The organism is Pseudomonas ficuserectae (assembly GCF_024584585.1).
In the GTDB taxonomy this organism is placed as follows: domain Bacteria; phylum Pseudomonadota; class Gammaproteobacteria; order Pseudomonadales; family Pseudomonadaceae; genus Aquipseudomonas; species Aquipseudomonas amygdali.
In genome coordinates, this window is the sequence record NZ_CP085684.1 from 23,057 (window position 1) to 40,224 (window position 17,168).

Below are 17,168 nucleotides of genomic sequence, written 5' to 3' on the forward strand. Positions count from 1 at the left end.
TGCCCACGTGTATGCTTTGCAATTCCTTGAACAGGAGGCATACAAGCCGTGAAACGTAGTGACATCAAACGTCGCCCGCTAGCCGACACAACCCTCTCCGGGCTGGAACCAGAGAATGCAACCTATCGGGAGCAAGATGGCAACGGCTTGTACTTTCGAGTCAAAGCAAATGGCCAGAAGTCTTGGGAATTGCGCTACAAGAAACCAGACGGAAAATGGTCTTGGCTAGGGCTAGGCGGCTATCCCGAAGTCAGCGGCTCTCTAGCCAGACAGAAGGCTGCACAACTGCGCGAAGACTCATCCAATGGAAAAAATCCGCTAGCCAGCAAACAGGCGAGGAGAGCTGCTGACCTGGAGGCAGCCAATAACACTTTCGAAGCGCTAGCACGGGAGTGGTTTGATTCCAGACGGTCGAGCTGGGAAGCAGGCACCGCCCGGAGAATCATTGGAGCTTTGGAGCTGCATGCGTTTCCAATATTCGGGAAGCGGGTTTATACCGAGATACTGCCTCTTGAATGGATGGAGTTCCTGCGCAGCATGGAGCAGAAAGGGATCATTGACCAAATGGTAGAGTTCGGGCCACTTGCAAAGAGATCTATGACTTGGCTCGCGTAACCGGGCGAGCCATCCACAATCCTCTCGAAGGTCTCAACAAATTCCTTCAGACCCGTAGCGCCGAAAACTACGCGCACGTGTCAGTAGAAGAGCTACCCGCACTGCTCCGTGCGATCAATTCTTACCCTCATGCAAAGGACGTTCGTTTGGGGCTCCGCTTGCTTGCGTTGTTGGCCGCACGCCCGAGTGAAATTCGAGAAGCACGCTGGTCAGAGATTGATCTCAATAAAAAGCTCTGGACGATCCCCGCCGAACGCATGAAGCGTCGGCGTGAACACGTGGTTCCCCTATCCCGCCAAGCTGTCGAAGCCATCACTGAGTTGCGCTCGCTTACAGGAGCATACCCACTGCTGTTTCCCGGCAGGAAAGATAGGACCATACCCCGCAGCAATACCGTTTTTCTGATGGCCTTGCGGAGACTCGGTTATGGCGGACGCCAAACAGGTCATGGCTTCCGTCATATCGCAAGCACGATCCTTAACGAGCAGGGTTTTGATGAAAATCATATTGAAGCGCAGCTTTCCCATGTGAAGGAAGGAATCGCAGGGGTGTACAACAAAGCGGTTTATTTACCTCAACGTAAAGTCATGATGCAGTGGTATGCCGATCATCTTGACGAGCTCGCATCTGCCAATGTTGTCCACGGCCAATTTGGAAAGGCCCTATGAGATTTCAAATCCATACCCCCTCCAAAAGCGGTGTTACTCGTGTTACAGGTGTAGCGAACAACTATAAGTCATTGATTATAAATGAATTAATTCAAGTTACACGACGACATGGGCGACACAGTGTGACGTGTTACGAGGCCGAATCGTGTAACAACACTGCCCCAGCTACTCCGCTGCTGGCCCGAACTGTAGTACTGCCGAACCGCTGTAAATGTGACACAAGCCGGGGCCAAGGGGCGGTCGATGGACAATGAGAATATGCCGGTTGGTTGCCTTGAAATTGCTGGATGCGATGTCAGCAATTTGCTTGAGGAACTGGACGGCATCGAACAGGCTGTGCATGAGTTAGCGCTGTATCCGCAATTTCGTGAGCATTTCAAAGAAGCTCTAGATGTGGCCAATTACGCCACGTCATTCTGGCTTGAGGATGGCAGCTACCCTGATCGAGCAGGATCGGTAGTGGCCACCATGTTCCGACTGCGCGATGAGATTGAGGACCAGGCCAGCTATAGAGATTCCGGTTCGCTGCCGAGTGTCATGAGAGGATTTCTTGGAGTTGACCACAACGATGCTGACTCGCAACTCGTAGCAACTTACGCTCTGGTGCAGAGCGTTCAAGCTGTCCAGGTACTCGCTAATTGGCTCTTTGAAACGGAACTCTACGTCTTCGAGCTGGATGTCGATCTCATCGCCCAAATGCAAGCGACAGATCCTGATAGGTATTGCGCACTGGTGGGTAAGGAGCGGCTAAAGCATCCGGGGGTGGAGATTGACGCTCGAGAATCCTTTCGCACCTTCATGGGTGAGGCCGACAAGGCGCTCATGCTTGCGAGCATCTTCAAGCAGGTTGAAGAGGTCGACGTAGCGAAGGGCAATTTCAATGTAGCCAACTTTTTAAGGAAAGCGCTGAATAAGGCGCTGACCAACGCGTTTTCCGTCCAAGCTTCGCAAAGAGGCGCGGCGGCTGGTAGGGCCAACAGCCACCCGGACTCGGTAAAGCAGCAGAACGCAGCGGACCTGCGCAAGCGCATTTGCAAAGCCGCCGACCGTCTCATTCTGGGCAACCCGGCTATTTCAGAGCGAACACTAAAACGAGCGTTGGTCGAACAAGGGATAGCGTCTGAGCCCACCATCAAGAAATACCTGGTCACCTGTGGCTACTTACCTCGGTAAATTTTCTTAAAAGCAAACCGTGTTTGCTTTTTTCCGCCTCCCTAGTCTGTGCCTGTCTCTCACCATATAGGCACGGCTATGTCATCCCCTCTACAAGCAATTAACACCGCGCAACCAGCTCGTGATCCCGCCACCACGCTCATTCGCATCAGCGAAGTCATTGCGATAGTCGGCCTCGCCCGCCCCACGATTTACAAGCTGATGCAGCAACAAGACAGCGGCTTTCCGCTCCCGGTAAAACTGAGCAACAGCAACGCCCGAGGTGCGCCCGTTGCATGGGTCTTGGGGGAGGTTCAGGCATGGACACGAGCGCGCATCGCTGCTCGCGATCAGGTGGCCGCATGAACAATCGCATACCCAAAGGCGACGGGCCTTTCATCGACTCCTACAGCATCGGGTTCCAGCTTTACAGGCCGGACGAGCTCAACTGGAAGAGTCGCACCATTGCGGGTATCAGCTGGAATGGCTTGGACCAAGAAGCGATCTTTTTCAATGCAGACGGCTTGGCTCTTCCTCTCAGACCCAACCCTTGGAATGTCCCTGAGTGGATTCGCAAGCATGCGATCCGCCGCGAGTTCGCCAGCGTGCATGGGACTGGCCATTTCGCGATGAAGGAAGGTCGCCGTAAGGCATTGCGAACGGTCGGCCTCAATGACTGGGTGACTTACTGGCTGGTCGACCAGTCTGGCGGCTTCGCCAATGAGTCGAAGTTTTGGCAGGACTACGTGGCCACCGATCTCGCCACCGAACAGGGCAACAGCGAAAAGCTACACAGCGAAATGCGCCTGCAAGAAGACCGGGCGACTTACATCGAGCAGAGCATTAGCGAGCGTCGGGACTACCTGACGGTCATGCATCGCCGTCGATGTAACGAAGATCGAAAAATTCTCGCCTGGCTGAAAGGCGAAGTCCCCGCCCCGCTATTTGATACCGAAGCGAAGGCTGCTTGAGCCCTCCCCGCTCCAAGCTGCTCGCCACGATCTGGAGCCAGAACGCCGGGCTATCACGTCGCAGGTTCGGCGCACGCACAAACGAAAACGCCTCCGGGGGCAACCGGAGGCGTGAGGTAAATCTACATGCACGTCAAATGTATTTCGCATCGAGCGCGAGTGCAAGTCGCTCAAACAGTTGCACATCCCAAAAACGGACGTTATTCTCCGGCCGTCGCTGCAAAATCAGCGACCGGGTTTGGCGACCCGATCTACAGTAGGCGCACAGGCGCCCCCATTACGATTGCAGGCGCTTTTTTTGTGCCCGCATCCCCGTTTTATGGCGGCTGTGCGTGGGAGACCTTCGGGTCTGCCGGGTTCCTATTGTCCCGGTTCGCCAACCTGCGCACAGCTGCCACCCTAATTCGTTTGGCGACGAAGTGTGGCAGCTCCTCAACAATAGGAGTTTTGCCAGATGCCCAGCCTCAATCCGTTCAAAAATCGCGCCGCTGCCCAACGTGCAATGGCTCTCGCCGCTTTACACGCCAATTCCAGCCTCGCTACACGCCTTGCCCGCTACAACGCTCACATGACCAAAGCTCGCGCCCTCGAAAACGCAGGGGGTGCCCAATGAGCAACGCCCTGAGTTTTTCCCTGCCCGAAGACCTGCTCTGTGTTAATCCAACAGCCGATGCCGGTATTCCCATCGACGCCATCACCTGCGCCGTCGACCGGGCCAGCTCGGTGCTGTTGCTGCTTGAAGACCAGTTTGAAAACGACGGGCCGAGCCTGGCCAACCACGTCATCGCCGCCGCCCTCTGGGACGTGCGCGGCACGCTGGGTTTGATACGCATTCTGGCGCTTCATGCGGACGATCTAGGCCGCGGTCCTGCGCAAGGAGGTGGCCTGTGAGCGCATCCTTCCAAGGCAACACCACCGGGCACACCGCCTTTGCCAAATACAACGCCCGAAACCAACCGCTGTTTAGCGTCAATGCGGGCGTTTCCTGCGAAGAGGCCTTAGAACACGCCTCCGTGCTGACGGACTTCATCAACAAACTGACGCTTCAAGCGGGCATGAACGACGACAGCAGCGCTGCATGGGCTGCCCATTACCTGGGCGATATGGTCAAGGCCATCATCGACGACGTGACCACCAGCCTGCAGTTTCCAACGGAGGATCGCCCATGAGCGCCTCCAGCACGAAAAAGCGCCCTTCGTTCGCACAAGTGAAATCTGCTGCGCTGCGCAACATCGACAAGGTCCTGGCGCACTGGCTCCCGAACGGAAAGCGAGTGGACGGCGGCAAAGAGTACACCGCACCCAACCCCACCCGAGCGGACAAGCGTGCGGGCTCTCTGAAAATCAGTATCAGCAAAGGCACCTGGTCTGACTTCGCGACCGGCGACAAGGGCGGCGATTTGATCGACCTGGTCCGCTACATCGACGGCGGCTCCGACGTCGAGGCCTGTAACAAACTGGCGGATCTGCTTGGCGTAACTGCTGACTCCGCGCCCGCAAGACCCGCACCGGCCAAAAGCAAAGCCCCTGAGTGGACCGCCATTCAGCCGATCCCGGCCGAGGTGATGAACAAATGCCCGGTTAAACACCGGCAGCACGGCACACCGTCCAAGGTTTGGGTTTATCGCGATGATCAGGGTCAACCGCTCATGGCGCTGTACCGTTTCGACCTCGGCCCCGATGAGGACGACAAACCGAAAAAAGTCTTTGCGCCGCTGACCTGGTGCAAACGCAGCGATGGTGAAACGACTCAATGGCGCTGGCAAGGACCGCCCGAGCCCCGACCGCTTTTGCGCCTGGATGAACTGGCGCTACGTGCCGATGCGGCGGTGGTCTTGTGCGAGGGCGAAAAGGCCGCAGACGCAGCGGCGGATTTGATGCCGAACTACGTGGCCACCTGCTGGCCGAACGGCTCCAACTCTTGGCATAAAGCAGACCTGACACCGCTCAAAGGCCGCAACGTGCTGTTGTGGCCAGACAACGACGACAGCGGCACAGCCTGCATGGACGCGGTTGCCCACAAGCTGCGCGAGATCGGCGCAGGCCCAGTGAGGCTCATTGCGTTGGATGTGTTCAAGCGCAAACCCACGATGAAAAACGAACGCGCTGCTTTCGCCAAAGGTGGTCAGTGGGACAACGGCGATGATGCCGCCGATGCGGCTGCCAAAGGCTGGACAGCTGCCCATTTCGCCGAGCTGGAGAGCAGTGGCGTACTGTTTGGCCTGGTAGAGGAAACACCGACAACAGAGCAGCCAGAACCCAAACCGAAAGCGAAGACGAAACCAGCGGCCAAGCGCCCTGCGAAACCGAAAAACGACCTGATGCCCGGCGGCTTTCGCCTCACTCCCGAGGGTGTGTTTTATGCAGGCGACGACGGCGAGGCGCGTCCGGTATGTTCGCCTCTGGAGATCCTCGCCCGGACCCGCGATGACAAAGGCCATAACTGGGGCCTACTCGTGGAGTTCGACGACCCCGACGGGGCCAAGAAGCGCTGGAACATACCGGCGCGCACCATGACCGGCGATTTCGGTAAGGACGTACTCGGTCCATTGGTGGACATGGGCCTGCGCCTTGCAGGAAGCCGTTCGGGACGTAATGCACGCAACGACCTGCAGAGTTACCTCGGCGGTTTTGACAGCGCGCAGCGGGCGCGACTGGTCACTCGCTTGGGCTGGCACGACAGCGCCTTTCTCCTACCGGAACAACAGGTCGGCGCACACAGCGAACACCTGCACTTCTACGAGGCCGGTTCTCAGCTTCCGCCAATCAGCGAAGCGGGCACGCTTGAACAATGGCAAGAACAGATCGGCGCGTTGTGCGTGGGCAACCATCGTCTGGCGTTTGTGGTCGGCGTGGCCCTCGCTGGCCCGCTGCTGCACATGCTGGGTCATGAGTCAGGCGGCTTTCACTTGTACGGTGACAGCTCGGGCGGCAAGACAACGCACCTGCAGGTCGCCGCATCGATCTACGGCGGACCGCGCCTGGTGCGTTCGTGGCGCTCGACCGACAACGCACTGGAATCCATCGCCGCCGCACACTCGGACGGGCTTCTGGTACTGGACGAAATCGGCATGTGCGATCCGCGCATCATCGGCGAGACGGTGTACATGCTCGGCAACGGCACCGGCAAGGCACGGGCTAATGATCGAGGCCAGGCGGGTCGGCAGGTACAGGAGTGGCGTTTGCTGTTCCTCTCCACCGGCGAGAAGACGTTGGCCCAACATATGGCCGAAGCGAATAAGGAACTGAAAGCGGGCATGGAAGTACGCATGCTCGCCGTTCCAGCCGATGCCAGCAAAGGCTTGGGCATGTTCGACACCTTGAACGGTTTCGATGACGCAGCAGCACTATCCGACGCACTCAAAGCGCGGGTCGCGAAATACTACGGCACACCGCTCACCGCCTTTCTCACAGCGCTGTGTGAGCCCGACAAACGCCACGCTTGGTCCGCCATCCTGCGCCGCACGCTGGAAGGCTTTATCGCCAAATCGTTACCCGCGTCGGCCAGCGGACAAGCTCACCGTGCCGCCGCTCGCTTTGGCCTCGCCGCCGCAGCGGGTGAACTGGCCACCGCGATGGGAATAACAGGCTGGCCCGATGGCACCGCCACCACCGCTGCTCGGGTGTGCCTTAACGCATGGATGAACGAGCGTGGCGGCGTCGGTAACTTCGAGGGTGACGCAATCGTGTCGCGACTGCGCCAAGTCATCGAGCGGTTCGGCGAGAGCCGATTTACCCGCTGGGAATCGGCAGCGGCAAAGATCGATGAACACGGTCTGGGCGACGCCCTGCACACCACCAATACGTATTACGTGCTGCCCGAGTCCTGGCGCTCGGAGATCTTCCGGGGCATGAACATCAATGCAGTGAACAAGGAGCTGCTGCAGCGCGGCGTCATTGAGCCTGGGAACGACGGCAAAGCATCGACTCTGGTCCGACTACCCGGCTTGGGCACGCAACGCTGTTACGTCGTGAAGACGATTCCGGGACTGGCTGAAAGCGAGGCTCGGGCTGCCTGAGTGCATCCCTGCTGATCGAGGTAGCGCCGGCTGATTCCCGGCCTCGCCAGCCGCTCAACCACCCCCAATCGAATTGAACAGAGACCAGACACATGAACGAAATCCAAGAACTGAAAGACCGCCGCGATCAACTGCTGAAAGAGGCTGATCAACTGCATACCCAGCTGCTGCCGTTTGAAGCCGCGCTGGAAAATGAGCAGTCCATTGGGCCTGCCCAGGAACGCGAACTGCGCGATAAGTACAACGAGCTGAAAACGCGTTTCGATGCGCGCAAGCATGAAGCTGACCTGTTGGATCGGAAGATCAATCGCCGCGAGACCCTCATCAACAGCCAGTCCCTGATGGCGGGTTGCATCGAGGCCATGAACACCTGGAAAGCCGATGAGCAGGAGCTGAATGAAAAACGTCAGAGCCTCAGCAGTCGCCTGGAACAGATTCAACACCAGGCCGTAGAGGACATGGCCAAAGCCCGGCAGGCGGAAACGGACGCGGCTACTGCGTATGCACAGGCTGTCGCATGGGGCGACACCGAAGCCGAAAAGACCGCCAATGCCGATGCACAAAAAGCCGCAAAAAACCTGGCAACCGCCGCCGAGCATGATCGTCGGCAAGGCCTGATCATATCCGCGCTCAAGCAGGAGCTGACCACCGTAGATCAATACATCGTCGAAGCACAGGAAAAGCACAAGGGCATCGAACGCGACGCCCTGTGGCTCTCTCAGACGGTGCTTGAAGAGAAATGGAACGAGGCCGCTAAGGCATTGTTTGAAGTCGGTGGAAGGCTCTGGGCGAATTACAACCTGCTCGGACTTGATCAGGTGAGCCTGTTGAAACTGGCGGTTCCGCAGGAAGGCGAAACCGTCGGGAACTGGACGTGGCATGAATTATCCGACCGAGCGCGCAACTACGGCGCACAGGACCTGCTTCAACTCAACGAGACCTCTACACGTCTGCAGGCTGAACAGACGAGCCACCTGGCGTAACGACAGAGTAATGACAATGACCAAGCGACCCCAGAACGCCCCGAGTTGGTCTGACACGATCAAAACCCGGAAAGCTCATTTGGAGACCCTGTTGAAAACCATCAACGCGGCCCCGGCCAGAACCATTCAGATCCAGGCGCTGACCACAAGGCAATCAAAGCGGAACTGGCCCACATAGAGGGCCAACTGACACGCCGGAGATAGGCCGAACTTGCGAACGACGCATTCAATCTGAATAACCACACGCAATCAAAAACAGGGAAAAATGATGTCCAAACTTGCAGAGTACCGCCAGTTGGAAAAACACCTCGCCGAGCAGCTCCAGGCGCTGGAAACCATGAAGGGCGATGAGAGGCTCAAGAAAGAAATCGAGTTCGAAACTAAGCTGCGCAAGCTGCTTGAACATTACGGCTTCAGCCTAAAGCACATCGTCAACCTACTCGACCCAAAGGCCCCGGCCCGAAGCACAAGCGCCGAAAAACCTGCAGGCACACGCAAGCCACGCGACCTGAAAGTTTACAAAAACCCGAATACAGGTGAGGTGATCGAGACCAAAGGCGGGAATCACAAGGCGTTGAAAGCCTGGAAAGCAGAATACGGTGCAAATGCCGTCGAGGGATGGCTGAAGAAGTAAAACCAGCTTTATCTGAAAAAGGGCCCAGTAGGGCCCTTTTTGCTGCGGGGCTAATGCCCATCGGCGCACGAGACAGCTCCAAGTCAGAGTTACAAACGACCCGCACAGTCGTCAATTTTTGTAGCACAACTGGAAGGCCGCTTTCGGCAAAAAAACTGCCATTTAGATCGTAGCTCAACTCTTCGCAGGCGCTGGGAAGCTGATGCAACTCAGTTAACGACGCTGGTAGCCAACCAATCCCCATTCCAACGGTTGTGAGGTCTACCAATCAGCCACTACAACGGCCGCGTCATTATCGACTAACTACAAGCAACGACGTCCTGCCTATCTGCTCATCGATGTGAACGCTAACTGGTGCACGTACAATCTGGATAATGGCATTTACAAATCACCTCTGATATCGTTGGCACCACATTTCGCCCCCTGCTGTCAACTTCAGTCTTCTCTACGAGTACAGCCACAAGGAAGTTAGCGATGAATGAACAACCTTATACGCCTACCAATCTACGTCGCCGTATCAATTTTTTGGATAAGTGCAAAAGTGCAGTCTTGCATGACTCCTCCGTGCGAAAAAAATTGGCGAAGACTCGTCTCAGCGAATAGCTAACGGTTTAGCGTTTTCTTCTGGCTTGAAAAAGTTCTGCCTGGGTAAAAAATCAGGCTATGGCTTTGGCGATATTTCGGATACCGTTATCGCTAGGCTTTTGGCAAAGAATATCAGAGCCGCCTATCCCGCAACCCAGTCTCATAGGCAATTCCTTGTAAGTAATGCTGTTTCGATAATGAAAGAATGCTTAGCATTCAATGTATACAGATATGACATCCAAAACTTCTACGAAAGCATAGACCGAAAACTGCTGTTAGATCATCTAATCGAAGATGGAGTTTGTACATGGCAAACAATACTGCTAATCCGAAGATTATTTTGTATACTTGATATTCACGAGGTTTCGGGTCTGCCTCGTGGCCTTGCTGTCAGTGGTGCTTTATCGGAGCTGAGACTGTTAAGCTTTGACCAAGCAATGCGCCATAATAATGATGTTTTTTTCTTTGCTCGTTTTGTGGACGATATTTTATTAATCACATCAGAAAGATGCGGCCAACACTCCTTTGATGACCTTGTGACGGAAACTTTGCCTGAAGAACTTTGCCTGCATGATGGAGAGAAACGCTCCTTCTTACCTATACCAGCGATTCATAACTCAACGAAAAAAAACGCACCGACACACAAACACTTTACACTTAGCTACTTGGGATACAAAATACGAATATCTAACAATACTACAAGAGATATTGTATTAGGCGCCCCTCGGCGTGATGTGCTAGTTGATATATCTGATAATAAAATCAAGAAGCTGCAAGATAGAATAATTAAATCTTTCACAAACTATGTCGCAAGCAAAAAGAACCCTAGCGACTTTAAGCTTCTCAAGAATCGACTGAGAGCAATTACCGGCAACTACGAGATAAGTGATCCCGGCACAAAAATCACCATTAAGACAGGTATTTACTATAGCTACATTCACAAAAACACTGATGATGACTGTGCGCTTATTAAGCTAGACAGCTTTTTTAGAGGGTTAATGTTTTCGAATGAATTTCCGCTATCTTTACGAATACAAGGTGCATTAACGTTACGCCAACGTAAAGGGCTAATCGGCTATAGCTTCAGTTCTGGATTCAAGAATAGACGATTTCACTCTTTTTCGTACGAAAGCTTCGAAATTATTAAAAAGGTGTGGCTATGACCAGTGAGCGGCAGACTCAGAGGGTTCACAAGCAGGACTATCGTCGTATATTATTAACTGAGACCTGTCCATATGAGACGCCCGTAATATTTGACAATTTTGGTTTTTGCAAACAAGTCCAGAAACTTGAGGAGCGATCTGAGGATATTCAAAGAATACTCAAACATCTCCTCACAGACGAAAAAGCTCTGAAATTTTCCATCCCATATATTTACAATACTCGAAAAGACCTTGACTCACCCCGAACTCTTTCTCTGATACACCCGCGCTCTCAGCTTCACTTTGTTGAATTATACAAAAAATTTGACGACCAGATTTTACTATGTTGTAAAAAAAGCAAATTCAGTCTACGGGCACCTCAAAAAATCACCACTAAATACTACATAAAGAACCCACAAGAAAATATAAAAAAATATCGTTCCGACACAACAAGCTCAGTTGAAAACGAACTTAATGATAGACACCTAACGACGTACTTCGCCTATGGAGAGAATACCCGCTTACATAAATTTTTTGAGTCTTTTGACTACCTCAGACTAGAAAAACAGTATTCGCAATTCTGTTCAATGGACATTTCTAAATGTTTTGATAGTATTTACACGCACTCAATCGCATGGGCGCTTAAAACAAAAGAGTACACCAAGCGGCACATTGGAATTGATGGTGTTTTTGGCGATCTTTTTGACCAGGTAATGCGCTGCTCTAACTATAATGAAACTGCAGGAATCCCGATCGGACCTGAAGTTAGCAGGATATTTGCAGAGGTAATTTTTCAGGAGATAGACGAACGAGTAGAAAAAAGCCTTCAAGTCTCCGGCCTAAAAATCGACGTAGATTACTCCATGAGACGGTACGTAGATGATTTTTTCATATTCACCAATTCAGACTTGATTTCGAACCAAATCATGCAGGTGGTCGAGGCTGAATGTAAGTCATACAAGCTGAATATTAATGAAGCGAAATCATTAAGAGCAGAACGCCCGTTCATCACATCGAAAACCAAGTCATTGAGAGCTGTACAACGTAGATTAATTAATTTAAGAGAGTCTCTTTTTTCAGGAGAGAACTACGGCTCACCAAGAGAATTACCAAACCAAAAAACGCTAACTCTACACTTCATTGATGATGTCAAAGCTGCCTGCAGTGCTGATTCAGAGGCTTATCAGTTAGTAAGCGCTTACGTAGTCGGATGGTTGAGTAATCGAATAATCAGCGCTACAGATGAAAACATTAATCGAGCCACCGGAGTAGATAGTCAGTTAATAGGATTCTCTCATTTCTTCAACTTCTCCATCCGAACCATTTTCCATTTTTATAGCATAAACCCAAGCCACAAATCTTCAATAAAACTTTGTATAGCAGTAAAATTAGCATGTACGTTTTATGAAAAACATATGCCTACCGAGATTGACAGTATTAAAACTACGATCTACCACTTATGCAAAGAATTTTTCTCCAGCAGCGGTTATTTAGGCATATTGTCAAAAAACTCTAATGTCAGTCTTCTCGAAGCAATGAACGTTTTGGTACTCTGCAAAGAGCTAGGCCCTCGATACCTTTTGCCAAAGGAGGCGCTTCAGGGTATAGCTAAGCTTGATAGCATCGAACCACTTAGTTATTTTGAAGTGATTACCCTCCTTTACTACATCGGAAATGAACCTTCTTATCGAGAAGCTCGAGAAAAAGTGACACTGAGCATTCGTCAACATTTAAATCGAATTGATGATGCACGAATAAACTCGCACAAGTTTCATCTTTTAATGGATATATTAACCTGCCCTTATGTTGATCGCGAATTCCGTTCAGCAACTGCTTCGCAGTTGTATGAATCTGTTATAGGTGCAAAGCCTGGTAAGGTAAAAACAAAAGCGCTGATGGAGTACTTTGATAACAATATTTGGTTTGTAAATTGGCATAGCTTTGATTTACTAACTATTTTGGAGAAAAAAGAATTGCTGAGCGGCTATTGATTCGTTAGCCTAGTCACCAAGAAACACGGTGGGCTTTACACCGCAAGGTGGCTGCCTATGACATTGGGTGCTCGCATCGGATAGATTAGGCCTCGTTCGCTTTCTCAGGGACGGCGGGCAACCGCACACACTACACCCATCGTGTTTCTTACTTTGCGCTTGTCCCTCTACCAAGCCGTGCCCAGATGGGAGCCAACGGCGCATAATCTAGGGTGATCATTCCTCAGAAGCGGTGGATTTCGCCCCATTGCGATCAAACGCGAACGACCGCTGATGGCCCGATCCCGCCCGTCGTCTGTTGAAATGCGCGGGTCGCTGCTCGGCTCAAAAGGGATCAACACGTTAATCGGAAGTAACTGTTTCAATCAACTTCTGCCACGTAATTTTCGCCATGAAAGCGTGCCCTGCGAGATTGTCATAAAAGTACACTTCCTCGTTTGGGTCTGAAATGGGGGCTAGGAAACCGGTCATGCCTATTTCGACGCATCCAGTCCCAATGGTCCCATCCAGTTGACGGATGACGGCTCCGTGGTAGTTACCAGCATCGTACAAAGCTCGAATCCCTGCCTTGAGCCAATCCCAGTCGACTCCAGAGACCGCAACCGCTTTTGCCTGGTGAAAAACCATGGGAATAATGCTGTCGATACCTTTTAAAATCTGCTTGGGAAACTGAGCAATCAGCTCATCATCAGGCATCGCATCGATTGCGCTCCCCACCGACGTTTCGTCATGACAAGACCCAATATCAAGATAGGGGCATAGGTAGTCAGCAAACGCCTTGTACGCTTCACTGCGGACTTGGTACGCCACGCTGGCCGCAACCTTCGGGATCGCTTGCTTCATGATTTCACGCAGCCCACGAAGCATGTGTCCTCGGGGCTCTTTGGGAAGCTGGTAGCCAAATCGTAGTGCCAAGTCACCAAACAGAAATGGTCCACTGCATCCGAGTTCAAAACAATGCTGATGGAAAGGATGGTCATCCCCGAGGAGGTGGGAGAAAATCCAGAACCTCATCGCCTCCGCAGCCTGCAGCCTTTGCTGAGGATTATTCGTAAGGGTAGGAATGGGTTCCTCAATATCATAAGTTCCGACACTGATCTGCTGCATTTCAATCGCGTAGCGAAGCGCTTCGTATAGAGACCAGCAAACGAACGGTTCTAGTTTCAACGCCGCAGCTTCGCTGGCCGCTGCATTTCTTAAAGCTATGATGAGTGTCCCGATAGCGGTACCAGCTTTGAACGCATCGCTACAACGTATCTGTCCTCCTAAAAACGGAGCGCCTTGTGCAAGATTTTGGATAAGCGGTAGTGCTACGTCTGGATCTGTCCAGTCCAGATCATTATGCCCAATGTAGGGCATATACCGGTCGCGAACGCTGGGGTTGCATACAAACTTCTGGGCGTACTGTCCGAGGCTGCCCCAAAACTCGAATCGTCTAGGCAACGCTTTGTAGTGGTCAACTGATCCCGGACACGACGTTAAGGTTTTTCTCGTACTGAGCGGGCGCCATTCCATCATTGAACTGGTGTGGCCGAATCCAGTTGTAACGATGCATCAGGTAATGACTGATATCCCGCTGAGCCTCTTGGACCGTCATGTAGCCCACGGTCGGTATCCACTCAGTTTTCAAGCTGCGGAACACACGCTCCATCGGCGAGTTGTCGTAGCAATTACCCCGGCGGCTCATGCTCTGGCGTATGCGGTATCGCCAAAGCCGCTGGCGAAACTGTCGGCTCCCGTATTGGACGCCCTGGTCGGAATGAAACAGCAGGCCCTGAGGCTTGCCGCGTTGCTCATAAGCCATGTCCAGCGCCTTGATCACCAAGTCCGTATCCGGTTTGTTCGAAAACGCCCAGCCCACCACCCGACGCGCGTAAAGATCCATAACCACCGCCAGGTAATGCCATTTTCCTTGCGCCCAGATGTAGGTGATGTCGCCACACCAGACCTGATTGGGCGCGGGTACATCGAACTCCCGATTCAAAATGTTCGGAATGTCAGGCCGCTCCACTGTTGCTTTTTTATAAGCATGCGAGCCTGGTTGCTTGCTGATTAATCCCAGCTCCCGCATCAAGCTACGCACCTTGAACCGACCGATTTGCTCGCCATCCGCCTGCATCATCGACACGATACTGCGGCTGCCGGCAGCGCCTCGACTTTGCCCGAACAGCTCATTGACTCGGCTAAGTAAACGAACCCGCTCGGCGTCTGGAGACCGACGCCGCAGGCAATGGTTGTAGTAGCACGAGCGAGGTACCTCGAACACTTCGCACAGCAATTCGATTGGCTCATGGACACTGAGCTGATCAATCAGCGCATGCGCTCGTGCTCTTCCGACATCAAGAGCGCGGTGGCCTTTTTTAAAATGGATTTCTCCCGCTCAAGACGGGCGATCCGGGCTTCGAGCTCCTGGATTTTTTGCTGCTCGGGCGTGAGGGCTTTGCTCTGTGGAGTGACACCGTTGCGCTCTTGTTGAAGCTGGTTGACCCAGCGACGCAGCGCAGATTCGACCACCCCAAGCGAGCGGGAGGCTTCGATATGGCTATAGCCTTGATCGAGCACGAGGCCTGCGGCCTCGCGTTTGAATTCAACGGAAAAGGTACGGCGTTGTTTGGTCATCAGACACCTCTATCTGGCGATATTCTCGCCTAAATGAGTGTCCGGAACCATTAGACCACTACAGGTACTGCGAATGGTCGAGAGGAAGAGCGATTCTGCAACGCCGTGGCGGGTGAGTTTCTTGTACCCGAAGAGCTTTTTCGAGCTGTATGGAACGCTGGTATTGAATGGGAAAGTAATCTGGCCTCTCTCGCTACGAGGTTTCATGTCAGCAAGCTTGTTATTGGTCGACGCGCGATGGACCTGGGCTACGTTACGCAAGAGCAGTACGGCCTCTATTACCAGAAGGTCCTAAAGGCATTCCGGGAAGAGAAAGGCGGTGCCGGGGATTACTACCGCAATGCAACGGCCAAAAACAGTACGCGGCTGAGTAAGGCTGTACTGACCGAAACCCTGAGTGGGCGGATGCTGTTGCGTGAGGCAGGTAGTCTTCTCGGTGTACAGCCAGCCAAGTTAAGAACGCTGGCGGAGACACTGGCCCGGTGATGTTTCTGATGGACTCCAACACCCTGATTGAAGCCAAGAATCGCTATTACGGTATGACGATTTGTCCGGCTTATTGGCAATGGTTGCTGCTTCAAAACCAGACATTTTTCTTGGCCAGTATCGGTCCTGTTAAAGACGAACTTACCAAAGGCCATGATGAGCTGGCTGACTGGGCAAAAAATAATTCGACTTTTTTCCAAAGCATTTCGGATGAAAAGACTCAGGCCGAATTTGTGAAAGTCGCTACGTTGGTAGCACAAGCGCAAGGCATGAAGACTGGAGCAATGGAGGAGTTTCTTAATGGGGCCGATCCATGGCTGATCGCCAAGGCCCTGACATCCGGAGCAACCGTAGTTACGCATGAGGTGCGTAATCTGGACGCAAAGCGAAAGTTCATCATCCCCAACCTGTGTGAGCAGCTCAACGTCCCTTACATGAACACGTTTGAGCTGTTACACCACCTCAACGCTAGGTTTGTACTTCCTTAACCCGGCGAAACACCACCACCTTCATCTGCCACGATATCCGGGTCATCCGAATAGACTTCCGGCTCATCGTCTTCGTAGGCCTCGTCATTTTCCGTACGCTTCTTCACTTCATCGCCTTTGGCAGAACCGACGCCGGGCTTGTTTGAGTTCATGGCGAGTACCGGGTCGGCTTCGCGGTCGTATTGGCCGAGTTCCGGGCTGGCGGGGTCTTCTTTGGGCACGCTGTTTGTGAGTATGTGATCGGTTGTCATGTCAGCCACCTTTTTCGTTTGCCAAAGAAAGTGGACGTGGCATTGGGCTGAGGGTTCGATTCAATCGATGAGCGTGGCGGTGCTCAGCCGCCAAACGATGCGTATTGCAAGGGCAGGCCGGTGGTGAATTTGATCTGCTCCATGGCGAAGCTGGAGCTTACGTCGCTGATCCCGGGGATGCTGATCAGTTGTTTGTACACCGCGTCGTACCCTGCGATGTCGGCTACGACGATGCGCAGCATGTAGTCGGTGTCGCCTGCCATGCGGTAGCACTCGACTACTTCAGGCAGCTCGCCGACGGCGGCGTGAAACTGTTCGAGCCAGGCGGCGTTGTGCTGGTTGGTGCGGATGGCTGCAAAGACGCTGACCGACACGTTCAGACGTTGCGGATTGAGCAGGGCAACCCGGCGGTCGATGATGCCGGCCTCTTCCAGCTTCTGGATGCGTCGCCAGCACGCGGTGCTGCCCAGGCCGATGCGCTCGGCGATGTCCGCCACCGCGCGGGTGCAGTCGGTTTGCAGGATGTCGAGAATTGCCCGGTCGAATTTGTCCATTAGCGGTTTCC

15 protein-coding genes and 2 pseudogenes are annotated in these 17,168 nt (G+C 53.1%); 13 read left to right on the forward strand and 4 right to left on the reverse strand.

Annotated features, from left to right (window positions below):
* The first annotated feature begins 48 nt into the window (after window positions 1–48).
* The 11 genes and pseudogenes from LJU29_RS00100 (at window position 49) to drt3b (ending at window position 12,759) form a co-directional block, all read left to right on the forward strand.
* Window positions 49–1,283, forward strand: a pseudogene (locus LJU29_RS00100) (tyrosine-type recombinase/integrase).
* A 243-nt stretch (window positions 1,284–1,526) separates the two neighbouring features.
* A complete protein-coding gene (locus tag LJU29_RS00105; RefSeq protein WP_257111490.1) occupies window positions 1,527–2,456 on the forward strand; it encodes a hypothetical protein in 930 nt (309 codons plus the stop codon).
* 78 nt (window positions 2,457–2,534) lie between these two features.
* Entirely contained in the window at window positions 2,535–2,801 is a 267-nt protein-coding gene (locus tag LJU29_RS00110; RefSeq protein WP_096134086.1) for a helix-turn-helix transcriptional regulator, read from the forward strand.
* Complete coding sequence (locus tag LJU29_RS00115; RefSeq protein ID WP_257111491.1) at window positions 2,798–3,406, forward strand: hypothetical protein; 609 nt, start codon at window positions 2,798–2,800, stop codon at window positions 3,404–3,406. Before LJU29_RS00110 ends, LJU29_RS00115 begins: the two co-directional genes overlap by 4 nt.
* Window positions 3,407–4,015: 609 nt before the next feature.
* Window positions 4,016–4,297 (forward strand): hypothetical protein, encoded by a 282-nt coding sequence (locus LJU29_RS00120; protein ID WP_257111492.1) that lies wholly within the window; start codon window positions 4,016–4,018, stop codon window positions 4,295–4,297.
* Window positions 4,294–4,575 carry a DUF3077 domain-containing protein gene (locus LJU29_RS00125; RefSeq protein WP_257111493.1) on the forward strand — a complete coding sequence of 94 codons (282 nt, stop codon included), beginning with the start codon at window positions 4,294–4,296 and terminating at the stop codon, window positions 4,573–4,575. Before LJU29_RS00120 ends, LJU29_RS00125 begins: the two co-directional genes overlap by 4 nt.
* The gene (locus LJU29_RS00130) at window positions 4,572–7,424 is read left to right on the forward strand and encodes a DUF927 domain-containing protein (RefSeq protein WP_257111494.1); all 2,853 of its coding nucleotides are present in this window, start codon (window positions 4,572–4,574) and stop codon (window positions 7,422–7,424) included. The genes LJU29_RS00125 and LJU29_RS00130 overlap by 4 nt, the downstream gene beginning before the upstream one ends.
* 92 nt (window positions 7,425–7,516) lie before the next feature.
* On the forward strand, window positions 7,517–8,407 hold the full coding sequence (locus LJU29_RS00135; RefSeq protein ID WP_257111495.1) for a coiled-coil domain-containing protein: 891 nt from the start codon (window positions 7,517–7,519) through the stop codon (window positions 8,405–8,407).
* 268 nt (window positions 8,408–8,675) lie between these two features.
* Window positions 8,676–9,041 (forward strand): histone-like nucleoid-structuring protein, MvaT/MvaU family, encoded by a 366-nt coding sequence (locus tag LJU29_RS00140; RefSeq protein ID WP_257112898.1) that lies wholly within the window; start codon window positions 8,676–8,678, stop codon window positions 9,039–9,041.
* A 575-nt stretch (window positions 9,042–9,616) separates the two neighbouring features.
* Window positions 9,617–10,789, forward strand: a complete 1,173-nt coding sequence (gene drt3a, locus LJU29_RS00145; protein WP_306459408.1) for an antiviral reverse transcriptase Drt3a — start codon at window positions 9,617–9,619, stop codon at window positions 10,787–10,789.
* Window positions 10,786–12,759, forward strand: a complete 1,974-nt coding sequence (gene drt3b, locus LJU29_RS00150; protein WP_257111497.1) for an antiviral reverse transcriptase Drt3b — start codon at window positions 10,786–10,788, stop codon at window positions 12,757–12,759. The genes drt3a and drt3b overlap by 4 nt, the downstream gene beginning before the upstream one ends.
* A 342-nt stretch (window positions 12,760–13,101) precedes the next feature.
* Here drt3b and LJU29_RS00155 read toward each other — a convergent pair whose 3' ends face one another.
* Together LJU29_RS00155 and LJU29_RS00160 are read right to left on the reverse strand one after the other, a co-directional pair.
* Complete coding sequence (locus tag LJU29_RS00155; protein ID WP_257111498.1) at window positions 13,102–14,118, reverse strand: hypothetical protein; 1,017 nt, start codon at window positions 14,116–14,118, stop codon at window positions 13,102–13,104.
* Window positions 14,119–14,215: 97 nt separating this feature from the next.
* Window positions 14,216–15,378 (reverse strand): IS3 family transposase gene (locus tag LJU29_RS00160; RefSeq protein ID WP_122320854.1). Its coding sequence is split into 2 segments (ribosomal slippage): window positions 14,216–15,123 and window positions 15,123–15,378, totalling 1,164 coding nucleotides; the frame shifts between segments, so codons are not numbered across the junction.
* Window positions 15,379–15,441: 63 nt separating this feature from the next.
* Here LJU29_RS00160 and LJU29_RS00165 point away from each other — a divergent pair.
* Together LJU29_RS00165 and LJU29_RS00170 are read left to right on the forward strand one after the other, a co-directional pair.
* A pseudogene (locus LJU29_RS00165) lies at window positions 15,442–15,864 on the forward strand (ImmA/IrrE family metallo-endopeptidase); the annotation flags it as partial.
* Window positions 15,864–16,352 carry a DUF4411 family protein gene (locus tag LJU29_RS00170; protein ID WP_257112900.1) on the forward strand — a complete coding sequence of 163 codons (489 nt, stop codon included), beginning with the start codon at window positions 15,864–15,866 and terminating at the stop codon, window positions 16,350–16,352. The pseudogene LJU29_RS00165 and the gene LJU29_RS00170, both read left to right, overlap by 1 nt.
* Here LJU29_RS00170 and LJU29_RS00175 read toward each other — a convergent pair.
* The gene (locus LJU29_RS00175; protein ID WP_004659555.1) at window positions 16,349–16,603 is read right to left on the reverse strand and encodes a hypothetical protein; all 255 of its coding nucleotides are present in this window, start codon (window positions 16,601–16,603) and stop codon (window positions 16,349–16,351) included. The two genes, LJU29_RS00170 and LJU29_RS00175, sit on opposite strands and share 4 nt — an antisense overlap.
* 83 nt (window positions 16,604–16,686) lie before the next feature.
* The gene (locus tag LJU29_RS00180; protein ID WP_003435089.1) at window positions 16,687–17,157 is read right to left on the reverse strand and encodes an Lrp/AsnC family transcriptional regulator; all 471 of its coding nucleotides are present in this window, start codon (window positions 17,155–17,157) and stop codon (window positions 16,687–16,689) included.
* Between the last annotated feature and the right edge of the window lie 11 nt (window positions 17,158–17,168).

What these genes read in the sequence shown, in the direction of transcription:
- LJU29_RS00110 (WP_096134086.1), top strand. Translation starts at nt 2,535, where the DNA reads ATGTCATCCCCTCTACAAGCAATTAACACCGCGCAACCAGCTCGTGAT.
- drt3b (WP_257111497.1), top strand. Translation starts at nt 10,786, where the DNA reads ATGACCAGTGAGCGGCAGACTCAGAGGGTTCACAAGCAGGACTATCGT.
- LJU29_RS00170 (WP_257112900.1), top strand. Translation starts at nt 15,864, where the DNA reads ATGTTTCTGATGGACTCCAACACCCTGATTGAAGCCAAGAATCGCTAT.
- LJU29_RS00115 (WP_257111491.1), top strand. Translation starts at nt 2,798, where the DNA reads ATGAACAATCGCATACCCAAAGGCGACGGGCCTTTCATCGACTCCTAC.
- LJU29_RS00135 (WP_257111495.1), top strand. Translation starts at nt 7,517, where the DNA reads ATGAACGAAATCCAAGAACTGAAAGACCGCCGCGATCAACTGCTGAAA.
- LJU29_RS00120 (WP_257111492.1), top strand. Translation starts at nt 4,016, where the DNA reads ATGAGCAACGCCCTGAGTTTTTCCCTGCCCGAAGACCTGCTCTGTGTT.
- LJU29_RS00175 (WP_004659555.1), bottom strand. Translation starts at nt 16,603, where the DNA reads ATGACAACCGATCACATACTCACAAACAGCGTGCCCAAAGAAGACCCC.
- LJU29_RS00105 (WP_257111490.1), top strand. Translation starts at nt 1,527, where the DNA reads ATGGACAATGAGAATATGCCGGTTGGTTGCCTTGAAATTGCTGGATGC.
- LJU29_RS00130 (WP_257111494.1), top strand. Translation starts at nt 4,572, where the DNA reads ATGAGCGCCTCCAGCACGAAAAAGCGCCCTTCGTTCGCACAAGTGAAA.
- LJU29_RS00155 (WP_257111498.1), bottom strand. Translation starts at nt 14,118, where the DNA reads ATGCCCTACATTGGGCATAATGATCTGGACTGGACAGATCCAGACGTA.
- LJU29_RS00180 (WP_003435089.1), bottom strand. Translation starts at nt 17,157, where the DNA reads ATGGACAAATTCGACCGGGCAATTCTCGACATCCTGCAAACCGACTGC.
- LJU29_RS00140 (WP_257112898.1), top strand. Translation starts at nt 8,676, where the DNA reads ATGTCCAAACTTGCAGAGTACCGCCAGTTGGAAAAACACCTCGCCGAG.